This is a genomic window from Telluria sp. ZT3P39, from assembly GCF_059685935.1.
Genome location: NZ_JCASIH010000002.1, coordinates 283,973 through 301,423, shown reverse-complemented (window position 1 = coordinate 301,423; position 17,451 = coordinate 283,973). Strand labels below are relative to the sequence as shown.

At 67.2% G+C, this 17,451-nt stretch carries 13 protein-coding genes; 7 read left to right on the top strand and 6 right to left on the bottom strand.

Annotation, left to right across the window (positions count from 1 at the left end; all coding sequences use genetic code 11):
- The first annotated feature begins 238 nt into the window (after nt 1-238).
- Both AC56LR_RS03590 and AC56LR_RS03585 read left to right on the top strand, forming a co-directional pair.
- Nucleotides 239-2,173, top strand: coding sequence for a methyl-accepting chemotaxis protein (locus AC56LR_RS03590; protein WP_497127524.1), 1,935 nt, complete (start codon nt 239-241; stop codon nt 2,171-2,173).
- Between the two features lie 265 nt (nt 2,174-2,438).
- Complete coding sequence (locus AC56LR_RS03585) at nt 2,439-4,598, top strand: family 10 glycosylhydrolase (protein ID WP_497127522.1); 2,160 nt, start codon at nt 2,439-2,441, stop codon at nt 4,596-4,598.
- A gap of 100 nt (nt 4,599-4,698) precedes the next feature.
- Here the strand turns inward: AC56LR_RS03585 and ppc are convergent, their stop codons facing one another.
- Nucleotides 4,699-7,521 carry a phosphoenolpyruvate carboxylase gene (ppc, locus tag AC56LR_RS03580; protein ID WP_497127520.1) on the bottom strand — a complete coding sequence of 941 codons (2,823 nt, stop codon included), beginning with the start codon at nt 7,519-7,521 and terminating at the stop codon, nt 4,699-4,701.
- Nucleotides 7,522-7,699: 178 nt separating this feature from the next.
- Here ppc and hemC point away from each other — a divergent pair, with 178 nt between their 5' ends.
- From hemC to ppa, 5 genes are all read left to right on the top strand, one after another.
- Nucleotides 7,700-8,680, top strand: coding sequence for a hydroxymethylbilane synthase (gene hemC, locus AC56LR_RS03575; protein ID WP_497127769.1), 981 nt, complete (start codon nt 7,700-7,702; stop codon nt 8,678-8,680).
- Nucleotides 8,673-9,440 (top strand): uroporphyrinogen-III synthase, encoded by a 768-nt coding sequence (locus AC56LR_RS03570; RefSeq protein ID WP_497127518.1) that lies wholly within the window; start codon nt 8,673-8,675, stop codon nt 9,438-9,440. The genes hemC and AC56LR_RS03570 overlap by 8 nt, the downstream gene beginning before the upstream one ends.
- A 2-nt stretch (nt 9,441-9,442) precedes the next feature.
- Nucleotides 9,443-10,552: a uroporphyrinogen-III C-methyltransferase gene (locus AC56LR_RS03565; protein ID WP_497127516.1), complete on the top strand. Its 1,110-nt coding sequence runs from the start codon at nt 9,443-9,445 to the stop codon at nt 10,550-10,552.
- 1 nt (nt 10,553) lies between these two features.
- The gene (locus AC56LR_RS03560; RefSeq protein WP_497127514.1) at nt 10,554-11,750 is read left to right on the top strand and encodes a heme biosynthesis protein HemY; all 1,197 of its coding nucleotides are present in this window, start codon (nt 10,554-10,556) and stop codon (nt 11,748-11,750) included.
- Between the two features lie 217 nt (nt 11,751-11,967).
- Nucleotides 11,968-12,507, top strand: a complete 540-nt coding sequence (ppa, locus tag AC56LR_RS03555; protein WP_497127512.1) for an inorganic diphosphatase — start codon at nt 11,968-11,970, stop codon at nt 12,505-12,507.
- Between the two features lie 75 nt (nt 12,508-12,582).
- Here the strand turns inward: ppa and AC56LR_RS03550 are convergent, their stop codons facing one another.
- The 5 genes from AC56LR_RS03550 to AC56LR_RS03530 form a co-directional block, all read right to left on the bottom strand.
- Entirely contained in the window at nt 12,583-14,025 is a 1,443-nt protein-coding gene (locus tag AC56LR_RS03550) for a PA domain-containing protein (protein ID WP_497127510.1), read from the bottom strand.
- Entirely contained in the window at nt 14,012-14,425 is a 414-nt protein-coding gene (locus AC56LR_RS03545; RefSeq protein ID WP_497127508.1) for a post-PEP-CTERM-1 domain-containing protein, read from the bottom strand. The genes AC56LR_RS03550 and AC56LR_RS03545 overlap by 14 nt, the downstream gene beginning before the upstream one ends.
- Nucleotides 14,412-15,107, bottom strand: a complete 696-nt coding sequence (locus tag AC56LR_RS03540) for a choice-of-anchor J domain-containing protein (protein WP_497127506.1) — start codon at nt 15,105-15,107, stop codon at nt 14,412-14,414. The genes AC56LR_RS03545 and AC56LR_RS03540 overlap by 14 nt, the downstream gene beginning before the upstream one ends.
- 232 nt (nt 15,108-15,339) lie before the next feature.
- Nucleotides 15,340-16,422, bottom strand: a complete 1,083-nt coding sequence (locus AC56LR_RS03535; protein WP_497127504.1) for a branched-chain amino acid ABC transporter permease — start codon at nt 16,420-16,422, stop codon at nt 15,340-15,342.
- 3 nt (nt 16,423-16,425) lie between these two features.
- Complete coding sequence (locus AC56LR_RS03530) at nt 16,426-17,448, bottom strand: branched-chain amino acid ABC transporter permease (protein ID WP_497127502.1); 1,023 nt, start codon at nt 17,446-17,448, stop codon at nt 16,426-16,428.
- Nucleotides 17,449-17,451 lie beyond the last annotated feature (3 nt).

Below are 17,451 nucleotides of genomic sequence, written 5' to 3'. Positions count from 1 at the left end.
TTGGTAAAAAATGCCGCTCTGAGGAGCGGCATTTTTTTCGCCTGCCCAACCAGTGGAATATCGATAAGTTATTGAATGCATGGCAGTTTTGCCATGATTTGGCACCGGTGAGGCATGTCAGCAACGTTTCTTTGTCAGTGTGAAAACAATGCTTCACACTTGTATTGACCACTCCGCCAAGCGTGAAGGATTATGCCGTACGGCAATTCTTTTACTTTCCACCTCGACCTGGTCTCCCATGCTCCCCCGAATCTTCCACCGCTCGTCGATCAAGATGAAACTCATGCTCAGCATGGCAGCCTGCATGCTGCTGTTCATCGTCATCTCCACCGTGGTCAGTATCACGCTGGCGGGCCGCAGCCTGCGCGAGCGTGCAGTCGACCAGGACTTGCCGGCGGTGGTCGGCGAGATCCGTAACGACATCCTGCGCCAGATCGGCGGGCCGCTGACGGCCTCGCTGGACGTGGCCAACAATACCTTCCTGCATGGATGGGAGCGCGACGGGCTGCTTGATGCCGGCCTGGACGCCTGGCGCACCTACGCGGCCAGGCTCAAGGCGGTGCACAAGGTGGATACCGTGTTCTGGGCCTCGCCGGCGCAGCTGAAATTCATGGACCAGGGCGGCCTGAGCTACATGCTGGAGAAGGGTAACCCGCGCGACGGCTGGCTCGACGCCTTCCTGGCCGGCGGCCGCCAGTACGAACTGAACCTGGACCCGGACGCGAAGACCGGCGTCATGAAGATGTTCGTGAACGCCCGCGTCGAGCTCGGCGAGGGCAAGCTGGCCGTGGCCGGCATCGGCATGTCGGTCAAGACCATGGCCGACGCCGTGCGCGCCCACAAGATCGGCAAGACCGGCCATGTGTTCCTGGCCCGCCCGAACGGCACCATCGTGCTGCACCGCGACCCGAAGCTGGCCGATGGCGAGCACAACATGAAGAGCCTGGCAGGCTATTCGCCCGAGCTGATAACGCGCCTGTTCGCCAAGCGCCAGTTTTCGCACGTCAGCCGCGCCTCCGAGCGGGGCGAGCTGATCGTCGCCGCGTCGTATATCCCCGAGCTGGACATCTATGCGGTGGCAGAAGTGCCCGAGAGCGAAATCCTGGGCGACCTGGCGCGCACCAGCGCCACGGCCGCGCTGGTGGCCGGCATCGTCGGCGGCGGCCTGGGGCTGTTCGTGATCTTCCTGGTCAGCCGCGCGATCGCGGCGCCGGTGGCGCGCGCCGCCACCATGCTCGGCGAGATCGCCGACGGCAACGGCGACCTGACGCGCCGCATGCCGGTCGAATCGGGCGACGAAGTCGGCCTGCTGGCGGCCGCCTTCAACCGCTTCGTCTCGTCGCTGAACCACACCATGACCGAGGTGCGCGAGAGCACCGACGCCATCGCCAGCGCCTCGAGCGAAATCGCTGCCGGCAACCTGAACCTGTCGAGCCGCACCGAAGCCCAGGCTTCGAGCCTGGAAGAGACCGCCGCCGCGATGGAAGAACTGACCTCGACCGTGCGCCAGAACGCCGACAATGCGCGCCAGGCCAACCAGCTGGTGCTGTCGGCCAGCGGCCAGGCCGAGAAGGGCGGTCAGGTGGTCGGCGAAGTGGTCACCACCATGGGATCGATCTCGGAAAGCTCGCGCAAGATCGCCGACATCATCGGCGTCATCGACGGCATCGCCTTCCAGACCAATATCCTGGCGCTGAACGCGGCGGTCGAAGCGGCGCGTGCGGGCGAGCAGGGCCGCGGCTTCGCGGTCGTCGCGACCGAGGTGCGCAACCTGGCGCAGCGCTCGGCCGGCGCCGCCAAGGAAATCAAGGAACTGATCAGCGACTCGGTCCAGCAGGTGCAGGCCGGCGCCAGGCTGGTGGACACGGCCGGCACCACCATGGCCGGCATCGTGCAGGCGGTCCAGCAGGTCGCCGACCTGATGGGCGAGATCGACTCGGCCAGCCGCGAGCAGAGCCAGGGCATCGGCCAGGTCAACCAGTCGATCGCAACGATGGACGACGTGACCCAGCAGAATGCCGCCCTGGTCGAGGAAGCGGCGGCCGCCGCCAGCGCCCTGGAAGACCAGGCCGCCAAGCTGGCGCAGGTGGTGGGCGCATTCCGGCTCGAGACCACGGCTGCCGCCGTGGCGCAGGCGCCACGCCGCGCGCCGGTCGCCGCCATCGCTTATTAAGCTGCCGGGCCGCCGGCGGCCCGCGTCGCGGCAGCACCACAGGCCCTGTCCTCCGGACAGGGCCTTTTTCATCGGCCTCACATGGGGCGGCCAGTCGGTCTCATGCATGCGGGTTATGCGCGACAACGCGAAATTCATTGGTTGTCAAAATTGCTCGGGCGTACCCTTTTTTGCGGATGGCAACACGCCGGGGCTTGGAGAGGCACGGGGGGCCGCCACTAGCGTTCCCTTGGGACGTTTTCTCAACCCGCAAAAAATCCACAACATGAAAAAACTTTTGCTTGCAGCGGCCGCCGCGGTGCTCGTCGCTTCCGTTTCCCACGCCGATGCCCAGTCGATCAGTCCCAAGCGCGAGATGCGCGGCGTGTGGATCAGTACCCACCTGAGCCTGGACTGGCCGAATCGCACCCAGACCCCGGCGCAGCAGCAGGCGGCCCTGAAGGCCATCCTCGATCACAACAAGGCCACCGGCATGAACGCCGCCTTCCTGCAAGTGCGCAGCCAGTCCGACGCCATGTACCCGAGCAGCTACGAACCGTGGTCCTACTACCTGACCAATAACCAGGGCAGCGCGCCGTCCCCGGCCTGGGATCCGCTCGACTTCGCGATTCTTGAAACCCGCAAGCGCGGCATGGAACTCCACGCCTGGATCAACCCCTACCGCGCGGTGGCCACCGTCGCCAACCAGGGCAATACGGCGCAGTACGCGGCCAGCCACGTCTCGCGCACCCACCCGGAATGGATGCTGACGGTCGGCACGGTGAAGATCCTGAACCCGGGCTTGCCGGCAGTGCGCGACCATGTGGTGAACGTCATCATGGAGATCGTCAACCGCTATGACGTCGACGGCATCCATTTCGACGACTATTTCTACCCGGCCGGCACCACGGGCGACGACGAGGCCTACAACGCGGACCCGCGCGGCTTCCCGAACACGACGGCCGGCCGCGCCGACTGGCGCCGCGACAACATCAACCTCCTGATCTCACGCGTGAACGACAGCATCCGCGCCGTGAAGCCGTGGGTGAAGTTCGGCGTCTCGCCCTCGGGCATCTACCGCAGCAGTCCAGATCCGGCGATCGGTTCGCCGACCTCGAGCGGCGCGTCGCAGCACTACAGCAGCATGTTCGCCGACAGCCGCAAGTGGATCGAGCAGGGCTGGGTCGACTACCTGGTGCCGCAGGTCTACTGGTATATCGGCCAGACCGGCTCGGACTACAAGCTGCTGGTGCCGTGGTGGAACGACAATGCCTACGAGCGCCACATGTACATCGGCCTGGCCGACTACAAGATGAACACCGCCGGCTGGCTTGACCCCAACCATATCAACAACCAGATCGCGCTGAACCGCGCGCAGGCGAAGGTCTCGGGCCAGGTCCACTTCCGCCATGCCTTCCTGCAGGGCGACCTGCTGGGCTACCGCACGTCGCTCAAGAACAGCACCTATGCGCGCCCGGCGCTGCTGCCGGTGATGGGCTGGAAGGGCTTGCAGGCGCCCGCCGCCCCAGCTAGCCTTGGCGCCGCCAGCAGCAATGGCGCGCTGCAGCTTGCCTGGGCGCCGGCCACTGGCAGCGCGGACGAATTCGAGAAGACCCGCAAATACGCCATCTACCGCTCGCAGCAGCGCGAGATGGACCTGGAGTCCCCGGCCAACCTGCTGGGCGTGACCGATACCGCCACCACTGCCTACGCGGACAGCACCGCGAACGGCCAGTATTACTACTACACGGTGACGGCCCTGAACCGCCTGAGCGTGGAGAGCCCGCGCGCCAACACGGTCAGCAACGACTTCGAGGCGCCTCTGGTTCGCACCCGCGACCGCGCCGTGACGCTTGCGAAAGGCACGGCCTCGGTCACGCCGGCGCAACTCGACGGCGGTACGAGCGACAACTGGGGCGTGGAGTCGCTCAGCGCCTCGCGCACCAGTTTCTCGTGCTCGGACATTGGCGCGCAGAAGGTGGTGCTCACTGCCGTCGACAAGGGCGGCAACAGCGCCAGCGGCGAGGCGACGGTGCAGGTAGCGGGGCATGTGCCGCAGCCGTCGATCAGCGTCACGGCCAATACGATCACGCTGGGGTATGGGCCGCGGAGCGTGCAGCTCACGGCAAGCGATGCGGGCGGGTCGTCCAGCTTCAGCTGGAGCCCGGCGGGTGGACTGTCGACGGCGACCGGCGCGGTCACCACCTTCGCGCCGACGGCCGCCGGCGCCTTCAGCTTCACCGCGCAGGCGGCAAGTCCGGAAGGCTGCTTCGCCGCCGCCACCGTGACGGTGCCGGTGATCGATGCGCGCTGCGGCGAGGACAAGGTGCTGGTGTGCCACAAGACGGGCAGCGACAGCAATCCGTCGAACGCCGTATGCGTGTCGTCGAATGCGGTGAAGGCCTTGCTGAAGAAGGGGAGTGTGCTGGGGGCGTGTGCGGGGTAAGTCGACCGCATAACGCTTTATATTGTTAGCCTGAAAACCGTCGCCCCGGCCTTCGCCGGGTTGACGGTTTCAAGTGCAGTGGGTGGAATTGCGGTAACGATCACCCCGTATTGCGCAACCCCGCCGCCACCCCATTGATCGACAAATGAATCCCCCGGTGCACCCGCGGATCTTCGTTGTCGCCGAGCGAACGGCGGCGGTGGATCAGCTCCACCTGCAGGTGGTTCAGCGGATCGAGGTAGGCGAAGCGGTTCTGGATCGAGCGCGCCAGCAGCGGGTTGCCGGCCAGCCGTTCGCTGGACCCGGTGATCGACTCCAGGCAGCGCAGGGTCTCGCCATGCTCGGCCGTGATGCGGCGGAAGATCCGCTCGCGCAGTTCCACGTCCGCCACCAGCTCCGCATAGCGCGAGGCGATCGCCAGGTCGGTCTTGGCCAGCACCATGTCCATGTTCGACAGCAGGGTCGCGAAAAAAGGCCATTCGCGGAACATGGCTTGCAGCTGCTCGAGACGCCCCGCGCGATCACCCGGCTCGCCCTCGGCCAGCCAGCCGCTGACGGCCGCGCCGAAGCCGTACCAGCCCGGCAGCAGCAGGCGGCACTGGCCCCACGAAAAGCCCCAGGGAATCGCGCGCAGGTCTTCGATGCGGCGGGTCGATTTGCGCGAGGCCGGGCGCGAACCGAGGTTCAGTTCCGCGATCTCGGCGATCGGCGTGGCGGCAAAGAAGTAGTCGGTGAAGCCCGGGGTCTCGTAGACCAGGTTGCGGTAGGCGCGGTAGGCGCGTTCGGACAGCTCGGCCATCACGGCTTCGAAGCGCGCCAGGCGCGCATTGGTCGCGTCGTCCGCGGCGCGCGGGCTCAGGCTCGCTTCCAGGGTGGCCGCCACCAGCAGCTCCAGGTTGCGCCGGCCGATCTCGGCGTTGGAGAATTTCGAGGCGATGATCTCGCCCTGTTCGGTCAGGCGGATCTGGCCATTCACGGTGCCGGGCGGCTGGGCGCGGATCGCGTCGTAGCTCGGGCCGCCGCCGCGTCCGACGGTGCCGCCGCGGCCGTGGAACAGGCGCAGCTTCACGTTCTTCGCGGCGAACACGTCGACCAGTTTCAGCTCGGCCTGGTACAGCTCCCAGTTCGAGGTGAGGAAGCCGCCGTCCTTGTTCGAATCCGAATAGCCCAGCATGACTTCCTGCAGGCGGCCCTGCTTCTCGATCACGGACTCCACCAGCGGCAGCGACATCCATTCGTCCATGATGCCGGCGGCCCTCTGCAGGTCGGGGATGGTCTCGAACAGCGGGATCACCATCACGTCGCAGCCGCCCGTGGATGGGCGCAGCAGGCCGGTTTCTTTTTGCAGCAGCAACACTTCCAGCAGGTCGGACACGGTCTCGGTGTGCGAGATGATGTAGTTGCGGATCGCACGGCTGCCGTAGCGCAGGCGGATCTCGCGCGCGGTGCGCAAAATCGCCAGCTCGGAATTGGTCTCTTCCGAATAGCTTTCATAGGCCGAGTACAGGGGGCGCGGCTGGCTCAGTTCTGCCTGCAGGAGGGCGATCTTGCGCTCTTCCGGCAGGGCCGCGTAGTCGCTTTCCGCGCCGGCCCGCGCGAACAACTCGCCCAGCACGCGCTCGTGCACGTCGGAGCTCTGGCGCATATCGAGCGAGGCCAGGTGGAAGCCGAAGATGCGCGCGGCGCGCATCAAGCCGGCCAGGCGCGGCTGGATCAGCACGGCGCCGTGGTTGCTGCGCAGCGAATCGGCCAGCACTTCGAGGTCGGCGGCGAACAGGCCGGCGTCGAGATAGGGCGGGGCGTGGCCGACTTCCTTGCGCAGGATGTGGTCGACGCCGAGCTCGCGCGCGGTGGCGGCCAGGCGGGCATAGATGCCGATCAGGGCGCGGCGGTAAGGCTCGTCGCTGCGGTGGGGCGAAGCGTCGGTGGACCCATCGGCCAGGGCCTGCATGCTGGGGGTGACATCGACCATCAGGGTCGAAATCGACAGCTCGGCGCCGAGCGCATGCACTTCTTCGAGGTAGAAATCGAGGATGGTGGTGGACTGGCGCACCAGCGCGTGGCGCATGGTGTCGGCATTGACGTTCGGGTTGCCGTCGCGGTCGCCGCCGATCCAGCTGCCCATCTGCAGGTAGAGGGCGTCGCCCAGCCCCTTGCCTGTGCTTTCCCCGCCTTCGTACCTGGCGGCGATCTCGGCTTCGATGTCGTCGTACAGCGCCGGCACTTCGCGCAAGAAGGTAATGCGGTAATAGGACAGGGCGTTGTCGATCTCGTCGGCCACGGTCAGCTTGGAATAGCGCAGCATGCGGGTCTGCCACAGCGTCGCGATGCGCGCATGCAGCAGCTGGCCGTTGCGCTGCAGTTCCCTGGGCGTCAGGCCGCGGTCGCGCTCGGCCAGCAGGCGGGCGATGTCGTGCTCCGCATCCAGGATGCTCTTGCGCTGCACTTCGGTCGGGTGGGCGGTGAGCACCGGCGAGATCAGGGCGTCCTTGAAAAAGCCCTCGACCAGGTCTTGCGGCACGCCGGCCTCGACCAGCTTGCCGACCGCGAAACCGATGCTGCCCTGCTGGGCGCCGGAACCCTTGAGCATGTGGGCGCGGCGGCGCCGGATGTGGTGCTGGTCTTCGGCGATGTTGGCCAGGTGCGAGAAATACGAAAAGGCGCGCACCACCGAGATGGTCTGGTCGCGCGTGAGCTTGTGCAGCAACGTGGTGAGTTCCCGGCCGGCCTCGGCGTCGTCTTCGCGGCGGAAGCGCACGGCGGTCTGGCGGATGGTCTCGACCACCTCGAACACTTCATCGCCTTCCTGGTCGCGCAGCACGTCGCCGAGCAGGCGGCCGAGCAGGCGGATGTCTTCTTTCAGCGGCGCGTCCTTGTCAGGGGGAGAAGCGCCGGGGGGAACTGATGCAGCAGGATTATCCATATCGACCACATGTAAATTGATTGTGCCATGGCGGTTGGCCATCGTCTGCAAGAGGGCCCATGCTAAAATTTATGATCTTATGCAAGGGCCAGGTACCGGCATCGTCCTGGTAGGCCAGATGACAGTGAAAGAATCCGTGTTGAATGCAACCCAAACGGCGCAGGGAGCGCCCGCGAAGCTGACGCCTCAAAAGCTTATTATCGCATCCCGCGAGAGCCGCCTGGCCATGTGGCAGGCCGAGCATGTGCGGGCCCGTCTCGCCGAATTATATCCGCAGTGTAGTGTCGAAATTCTCGGAATGACAACACGGGGCGACCAGATCCTCGACCGCGCGCTGTCCAAGGTCGGCGGCAAGGGCCTGTTCGTCAAGGAACTCGAAGTGGCGATGGCCGAAGGCCGCGCCGACCTGGCCGTGCATTCGCTCAAGGACGTGCCGATGGAACTGCCGGAAGGCTTCGAGCTGGCCGCCGTGCTCGAGCGCGAAGACCCGCGCGACGCCTTCGTGTCGAACGACTACGCCAGCCTGGCCGAACTGCCGGCGGGCAGCATCGTCGGCACCAGCAGCCTGCGCCGCCAGGCCCTGATCGCGGCGCGCTACCCGCAGCTCGTCATCAAGCCGCTGCGCGGCAACCTCGACACCCGCCTGGGCAAGCTCGACCGCGGCGAATATGCCGCCATCATCCTGGCTGCGGCCGGCCTCAAGCGCCTCGGCCTGCCGCAGCGCATCCGCGCCGTGCTCGAACCCGAAGACAGCCTGCCGGCGGCCGGGCAGGGCGCGATGGCGATCGAAATTCTCGGCGCCGCGCGCAGCGACGGCGTCGACCTGCGCGCGGTGCTGGCCCCGCTGAACCATGACGCCACCGCGCGCGCGGTCGCGGCCGAGCGCAAGGTGTCGAAGATTTTCGGCGGCAGCTGCCAGATTCCGCTGGCCGCCTTCGCCACCGTCGAGGGCAGCACCATGCGCCTGCGCGCCATGGTCGCCACGCCCGACGGCCTGCGCACCGCCCGCGCCGAAGTGGCCGGTTCGTGGGAGCACCCGGAATTCCTCGGCGAGCAGGTGTCCATCTTGCTGGCCGACCAGGACGCGCATGCGATCCTGGAAGCGTGCAAGCAGGAGGCGGCCGCCGCTGATTCAGCCGCCGCCGGCCAGGATGCCTGAGCGGCTGGTCGTCATCACCCGGCCGCGCGCCCAGGCCGATGCGCTGGCGCAGGCCGTCGCCGGCATCGGCCGCAAGCCGGTCGTGCTGCCGCTGCTCGAGATCGCGCCGCTGGATGACCAGTCCGCGTTGCGCGCCGCGCTGGCCGATCTCGCACACTATGCGCTGGTGGCCTTCGTGTCGCCGAACGCGGTCGACGCCGCGTTCGCCCACCTGGACGCCTGGCCCGCCGGGGTCGCGATCGGCATCGTCGGCGAAGGCAGCCGGGCGGCGCTGGCGCGCCACGGCGTCAGCTCCAGCAACGCCGTCATCCATTGCCCGCCGGACCCCGCCCACAGCGATTCCGAGCACCTGCTGGCCAGCCTCGACCTGGCGCAACTGGCAGGACGCCGCGTGCTGATCGTGCGCGGGGAGAGCGGGCGCGAGCTAATGGCCGATACCCTACGCGCCGCCGGGGCCAGTGTCGACACCGTTGCCGCCTACCGCCGCACGGTGCCGGCGCTTGACGATCTGCTTGCCCGGCAGTTGTCCGCCTTGCTGGCCGGGCCAAACGACTGGATAATCACGAGTTCGGAAGCCTTGCGCGGGCTGGCCGCGCTGGTGCAGGAACTCGATCCGCCGTCCGGGATGGCGCGCCTGCGCGAGCAGCACCTGGTCGTGCCCCATGCCCGCATCGCCGAAACGGCGCGCGCCCTGGGGTGCGGCCACATCACGCTCACCGGATCTGGCGACGCACGCTTACTTGCCGCGATACAATCATAAGAATGAACGAACACCCTGACAATCCAGACATCCTCCCGCCGGCCGGCAACGTGGTCCAGAAGGCGCCCATGCGCCCGTCACAGGGCCAGGGCCTGCTGCATACCCTGCAGCGTCCGCTGCCGGCGGCGGTCGCCATCCTCGCCGTGCTGCTGGCCCTGCAGACCTGGACTTCGCACAGCCGCATCAATTCGCTGCGCAAGGACATGGCGCTGAGCCTGCAGAAGGGCAACGCCATGAATGCCGAAACCGCGGCGCTGGCGCGCGACGTGTCCGACACCGCGAAAGAACTGCAGGTCAAGGTCGGCGTGCTGGAAAGCCGCCAGTCCGAGGCCCAGACCCAGACCCTGGCGCTCGAGCAGCTCTACCAGGACCTGTCGAAGAACCGCGACGAATGGGCGCTGGCCGAGATCGAACAGGTGCTCACCACCGCCAGCCAGCAGCTGCAGCTGGCCGGGAATGTGCAGGGGGCCCTGATCGCGCTGCAGAATGCCGACCGCTCGCTGTCGCGCTCGGACAAGCCGCAATTCCTGAACATCCGCCGCGCCATCGGCGCCGACATCGAGCGCCTGAAGGCGATGCCGGCGGTCGACCTGGCCGGCGTGGCCCTGCGCCTGGACAGCGTGATCGCCCACGTCGACACGCTGCCGATGCTGTCGGACGAAAAGCCGCTGCTGCCGGCTGCGCCGGTGCGCAGCACCCGCAGCAAGGAGGCCCCGCCCAAGTCGCTGACCCTGGTCCAGCGCGTGACCCGGACCTGGCGCAACTGGAGCCACGAGATGTGGGACGACGTGCGCCAGCTGGTGCGCGTGCGCAGCGTCGACACGCCGGAAGCGCTGATGCTCTCGCCGAGCGAAGCCTTCTTCGTGCGCGAGAACCTCAAGCTGCGCCTGCTTAACGCGCGCCTGGCCCTGCTGTCGCGCAACGAAGCAGCCTTCCGCGACGACCTCAAGAGCGCGCAGGACATCATGCTCAAGTATTTCGACACCCGCGCCCGGGTCACCCAGTCGGCCCAAAGCGCGCTGCGCCAGGTGCAGGCCAACAACCTGACCATCGAGATGCCGACCCTGTCCGAGAGCCTGAACGCGGTGCGCAATTACAAGGCGAAGGGCTGAGATGCGGCTTCTTCTCTGGTTAGTCGCCCTGATGGCCACCGCCATCGGCATCGCCGTGACGGCGCGCTTCAATCCGGGCAACGTGGTGCTGTTCTACCCGCCGCACCGGCTCGACATGTCGCTGAACCTGTTCGTGGTGCTGCTGGCGCTCCTGTTCCTGCTCATGTACGGCCTGGTGCGCGCGCTCAACGCCACCCGCAAGATGCCGCAGCGGGTGGCCGCCTACCGCCAGCGCAAGCGCGAACGCGAAGGCAACAAGGGCTTGCGCGACGCGCTCAAGGCCTTGTTCGAGGGCCGCTTCGGCCATGCCGAGAAAGCCGCCATGCGCGCCGCCGAGCTGCCGGAAAACACCGGCCTGGCCGCGCTGATCGGCGCCCGCGCCGCGCACCGCATGCGCGAACCCGCCCGGCGCGACGCCTGGCTGGCCGGCGTCGCCCACGACACCAGCCTGAAGGTCGCGCGCCTGATGACGGTCACCGAACTGCTGGTCGACGACCACCAGCCGGAAGCCGCGCTGGAAGCGGTGGCCGAACTCAATGCCAGCGGCCAGCGTCACATCCACGCTCTGCAGTGGTCGATGAAGGCCAACCAGCAGGCCCGCAACTGGCCCGAAGTGCTGCGCCTGGTGCGCATCCTGGACAAGCGCAAGGCCCTGCACCCGGCGCTGTCCACGCGCCTGCGCGAGATGGCCTACGAGGCCCTGCTGGGCGCCGAAGGACACGACGCCGAATCGATCCGCCGCGTCTGGGCCGGCGTGCCCGCGCTGGACCGCACCGTGCCGTATATCGCGGCGCGCGCGGCCGGCGCCTTCAATGCGCGCGGCCTGCACGACGAGGCGCGCGCCATCGCCGAAGACGCGCTGCGCGCCAACTGGGACGACCGCGTGGTGCGCGCCTACCGCGAAGCGGCCGGCCCGGCCGGCTCGCCGACCCTGCTCACCCAGATCGAGCATTGCGAGGCCTGGCTCAAGGAGCGTCCGCGCGACGCCGAGCTGGCCCTGACCCTGGGCTCGCTCTGCCTCAAGCAGAAACTGTGGGGCAAGGCCCAACGCCACCTGGAAGGCGCGCTGTCCGACGCCACCGAGGCGCCGATGGTGCGCGAGGCGCACCTGAAGCTGGCGCAGATGCACGAGGCGCTGGGGCAGGAGCAGGAAGCGGCGAATCATTACAGGCAGTGCGCGCTGGCCAGTATTTTGTAGGGTGGGCGGCTTCGCCGCCCGCGCGTTCAACCGCACCATGAATCGTCGCGCCGGCGTTTTATGACGCGTCGTTACCCCGTCAATGTCGAACGCCGCCATTGTTCCCGCACCGGTTGAACGCGCGGGCGGGAAAACCCGCCCACCCTACGCGACATCGCCATGTTCCTTTCGCTATAATGTCAAACTTTCACCGAATCCCAGCAACCAAGGAATATCCATGAGCCTGAATAACGTCCCAGCCGGCAAAGACGTGCCGAACGACTTCAACGTCATCATCGAGATCCCGATGAACGCCGACCCGGTCAAGTACGAGGTCGACAAGGACAGCGGCGCGATCTTCGTCGACCGCTTCATGGGTACCGCCATGCACTACCCGTGCAACTACGGCTATGTGCCGCAGACCATCGCCGACGACGGCGACCCGTGCGACGTGCTGGTCATCACCCCGTTCCCGCTGCCGCCGGGCGTCGTGGTCCGTTGCCGCGCGCTGGGCGTGCTGAAGATGACCGATGACGGCGGCGGCGACGCCAAGGTCATCGCGGTGCCGGTCGAGAAGGTGCTGCCGATGTACAAGAAGATCCAGTCCCTGGACGACGTGGAAGAGCTGCGCCTGCAGCAGATCCAGCACTTCTTCGAGCACTATAAAGACCTGGAGCCGGGCAAGTGGGTCAAGATCGAAGGCTGGGCCGACAAGGACGCCGCACAGGCCGAAATCGTCGCCGGCGTGGCGGCGTTCAAGAACAAGGCCCAGGCGTAAAACGTCCTTGGTCGTGGAAAAGCCGGCGCCCCTCGTGGGGACGCCGGCTTTTTTTCGCCTGCGCTCGAGCGGGGCTTACCAGCCGATGTCTTCCAGCAGCGGGGTGGTGAGGTCGCGCGGCGGCGTCACGACGTGCTCCAGGTCGGAGTTGAGGGACGGCTCCATCAGCTGGTTCGGCTTGGCTTCGGTGCTGTAGTGCGAGACCGAGGAGCCGGGCGAATAGATGCTGGGCGTGTACATCAGGATCCTCTGCTGTGCATCGGTGCCGGCCAGCCGGGCCGGGTCCAGGCCCAGGGTGGCGATCACGCCGGACTTGCTGCGCGAACGCTGCTGCAGCGCGGCCTTGATCGCGACGCCGTCGGACAGGGTGATGCGCACCGACGGGATCGTGATCGTGGGATCGTCGCCGCTCAGGCCGATGACGTCGCCCGCCACGTTGTCCACCACCACCATGGCGATGGCGCCGGCATCCTGCACATTGCGCGCCTTGGTCACGAAGTCGCAGGCGCCGCGGTCGACCAGGGCGACGTTGTTGCGCACCGCCAGCGCATTGGCGGCGTTCAGCGGCGTACAGGCCAGGCCGGCGCCGCCGGGCTGGTCGACCACCGGCATCAGCTGGCCGCTCACCAGCGTGGTTCCCAGCGGCGGGCCGAAGGATGCATCGCCCACGTAATAGTCGCCACGGGCGGAGCCGGCATTGGCGCCGCCGATATCCAGGTTCGAGCGCGGCGCCAGCACCTGGGGCACGGTGGCGTTCACGTTCGGACCGTCCCACGACACGCCGCGCCAGGTGATGGCCGAGGCCGCGCGCTGGGCATTGGTCAGGGCGACCCAGGGGATGTTGCGGCGGTTGTCCACCAGATGGTAGTCCCAGACCGAGGGGATGCCGAGGAAGAGCTCTCCGGTCTCGTCGTCGGTGAGCGACAGGAAACCGAGCCCGTGGGCGATTTCATGCAGCAGCACCGTCACCAGGTCGATCCGGTCGCCGGCCCGGCTGTCCAGGCCGAGGTAGAACGGCGAGCCGGGCAGGCAGTCGGGGAACAGGCCGAGCCGCGAGTTGAAGCGGGCGATGATGTGCGGGTCGGAAGGCGCGGTCAGGTCTTCGCCCGCCAGCTTGGACGCCAGCGCGTTCACGTACCAGGTGCCGGCGCGCGGCGCGTTGGGAAAATCGCTCCAGACTTCGGTCGGGCCGGCGGAACCGAGCACCGCGCCGCCAGCATTGCAGGCCAGCGGCACGAAGGCCGCCCCGACCCGGATCGTCACGCTGCTGTCGAGCGTCGCGCCCCAGACGCCGGCGGCATGGCGGAAGGCGGTCAAGCGCTGCTCGCCCAGCGTGGTGCCGGTATTGCCGCCCACCGGCGCGGCCGGGGTCGGGTCGTTGAAGCCCACGCCCGGTGCGTTCAGGTTGACGATGACGATGTCGGCCGCGGCCTGGGCGGCGCCGGTGCCGCCCAGCGTCATGGCCAGGGTGGATGCCAGTACGGCCGCCATGCGGCGCAGGGACTTAACGGCTTTCATGGCGCTGCTCCTCTGGCTTGGTGGCGGGGGCCGGCTTGGCGAGGGCATGCGTGGCCGCCTGCGCGCCGTGGACGCAGTCTTGCGCCAGCTTGCCGTTGGCGTCGCGGGTCACGACCGAATACACCATGTGGCGCTCGCCAACGCGTACCGAGCGCCGCCCGCCGGGACCGACGACCATCCTGGGCGGAGTCGCGGCGGCCGCCGCGGCCGATGCCGTGGGCCGCGGCTGCAGGGCGCGCGCTTCGGCAGGCGTGGGGGCGCGCAACTGGCCGGTGGCGGCGTCGCGCACGACCACCATGCCTTGTTCGGCGGCAGGAGCAGGGGCGGCCTGCTGGAAGGCGCACGCCGGCAGCGCCAGTGCGCCCAGGAGCAGGAAGAGCATCGGTTTACAGCTGGACATGGCGTTCTCCTGGAAGCGGTTGTTTGCGCAGCCGGCGGGCGCTTGCCCCGACCGCGCCGAGGCCGGCGAGCAGCATCAGCCAGGACGACGGTTCCGGCACTGCGGTGACGACCCGGACGGCATCGATACCGACATAGTCGAGCGTGGCGGCGTCGCCGAGGTAGCGGAACGCAAAGCGTCCTTCTCCCTGGACATCCAGGTTCGTGCTCCATCGCGCCCAGTCGCTTGGAAAGCCAAGGTCGCCGCCGATGGTGAGCAGCAGCGTGTCGAAGCCTTCGGCGCTGGTATTGCTGCCCAGGCCGAAGCGCACCTCGAGCTGGTCGAAGAAGCCGGGCTCGCCGCTGCGGTTGGTATGGAAGGACAGCGTGGTCAGCCCGTTCAGCGTGAGGGTCGGTGTGATCAGCCAGTTGTCGACCGCGCCCATGCCATTCTGGGCGTTCAGGTAGTTGGCGGCGATGTAGGCGTTGTCGGGTCCGTTATACGAGGTGAATACGTCCGGATTGCCCTGGAACCAGCCGGTCCCGGGCGGGACGCTGCGATTGATCTGCGCCCAGTCCGACAGATTCGCGACATTGCGGAAGCCTTCGTTGAGCACGACGAGTTCGGCGGCAACAGCGGGCAGCGGCGCCGCGGCGGCCACGGCAAGCAGCGCCGCGCCCAAGAGCGAGGTAAGTCGTTTCATGATTCCCCTTTCAAGCAAGCCAGAAGGATGGCGGTCCGCTCGCGCTGGCTGACGACGAGGCCATAGTTGTTTTTATGGTAAGAGCGAGGAGATAAGAAATATTGACGTATGTTCAATATTCAGGGGCGAGCGCCGGGGCCGGCTCAAGGGAGGGGGAGGTAGGAAAGCTTGGGGGAAATAAAACGGCCTCCGTTGGGGAGGCCGTGGGGTGCTGCTGTGTTCGGCAATCGACCTATTTCTTCTGCCGCGCCAAGTGACCGCGCAAGCGCATCTTCCCCACGATCCCGATCGGGAAGAAATAGATCGACAGGATGAACAGCACGCCCAGCCACAGCATCCAGCGGTCCGGATGCAGAGCCGCGGCCAGGATCGGCACGCCTTCGAGCGCACTGGAACCCGCGCCCATCAGCTCCTTCAGGTAGTTCTGCGCAATGATGAACAGCGCCGCGCCGACCACCGCGCCGTACATGGTGCCCATGCCGCCGATGACGACGATCAGCAGGATGTCGGTCATCACCTCGAAGCCGAGCGAGGTCTTGGGCCCGACATAGCGCAGCCACAGCGCCATCAAGGCGCCGGCCAGGGCCGCCACCAGCGCGGCCAGGCAGTTGGCCCAGATGCGGTAGACCATGGTGCGGTAGCCCAGCGCCTCGGCGCGGAACTCGTTCTCGCGGATCGCCTGCAGCACGCGGCCGAAGGGCGAATTCACCAGGCGCAGCAGGAACAGGAAGAGCAGCAGGCAACCAAAGAACACCAGGTAGTAGCTGAGCAGCTTGCCGTCGATCGAACGCCCGAACACCTCGTTTTCCATGAAGGTATAGCCGGGCGTGAGCACTTCCGGCACGCTGAAGGTGACGCCGTCTTCGCCGCCGGTGAAGTCGGACAGCTGCGAGGCCAGCACGGCAAACGAGGACGCGACGGCCAGCGTGATCATGGCGTAGAAGATGGCGCGCACGCGCAGCGCGAACAGGCCGACCACCAGCGCCAGCGCCAGCGCCACCACCAGCGCGATGGCGAGGCCGCCGAGGGCTGCGCCCCAGGTGGCGTCGTCGACGCGCGCCAGTCCCAGGCCGATGCCATAGGCGCCGATCCCGTAGAACATCGTGTGCGCGAACGAGACGATGCCGGTATAGCCCAGCAGCAGGTCGTAGGAGGCCACCAGCACGATGTAGATGCAGATCGTGGCGGCGGTGTTGAGCGGGCGCGCGCCCGAGGTCAGGAAGGGCGCGAAGGCCAGTCCCAGCAAAATCAGGAGCAGGACGCCGGTGAGGACGCGGCTGCGCGGCAGGTCGCCGGAAAGAAGTCGATGCAGCATGGGTCAGCTCCGCATTTTCGAGTACAGGCCGCTGGGTCGCCACAGCAGGATCGCGATCATCAGGATGATGTTCGAGACCAGCGCGACCTTCGGGGCGAGGAAACCGGCATAGTTGGCGACCAGCGCCATGAGCAGGGCGCCGATGAAGCAGCCGCCCACCGACCCCAGACCGCCGATGATGATGACGATGAAGATCATCACCATGATCTCGCCGCCCATCGCCGCATTCAGGGTTTCCTTGTACAGGCCCCAGAGCACGCCGCCCAGGCCGGCCAGCGCGGAACCGGCCGCGAACACCGCCACGAACAGGCGGCGGATGCGGTAGCCGAGGCTTTCCACCATCTCGCCGTTCTCCACGCCGGCGCGGATCAACAGGCCGATCTTGGTGCGGTTAAGTAGCAGGAACATCCCGACGAACACCACCAGCCCGACCACCACCGCAACCAAACGATACTTCTCGATGGCGGCGTCACCCAGGAAGATGGCGCCGCGCAGTGCGGTCGGCAGCGGGAGGGCGATGGTCTCCGCCCCCCAGATCACGTGGATCAGCTGTTCGGCCACGATCATGCCGCCCATGGTGATCAGGATCTGCTTGAGGTGCTGGCCGTAGACCGGCTTGATGATGATGCGCTCGAAAGCCCAGCCCATCAGGCCGGTGACGAGCATGGCAAGCGTGACCGCCAGCGCCAGCACGCCCAGGTTGATCAGGAGCGAATCCATCTCGAGCCAGCCGCGCATCGGGATCAGGACCATGGTCGCGGCAAAGGCGCCGACCGACACGAAGGCGCCGTGGCCGAAGTTCAGCACGCTCATCAGGCCGAAGACGAGGGTCAGGCCGCTGGCCATGATGAAGATCATCATGCCCATCGCCAGGCCGGCGACGGTGAGGGTGATCCAGGTGGGGAGGCTGCCGACCAGCGGCAGCATCAACAGCATCAAGCCAGGGACCAGCAGCAGCGGCGCGAGGTCGCGCGGCGCGCTGGGCAAGGGCGTGTCCTTGCTGGCTAAGGGTAGGGTGGCGCTCATGGT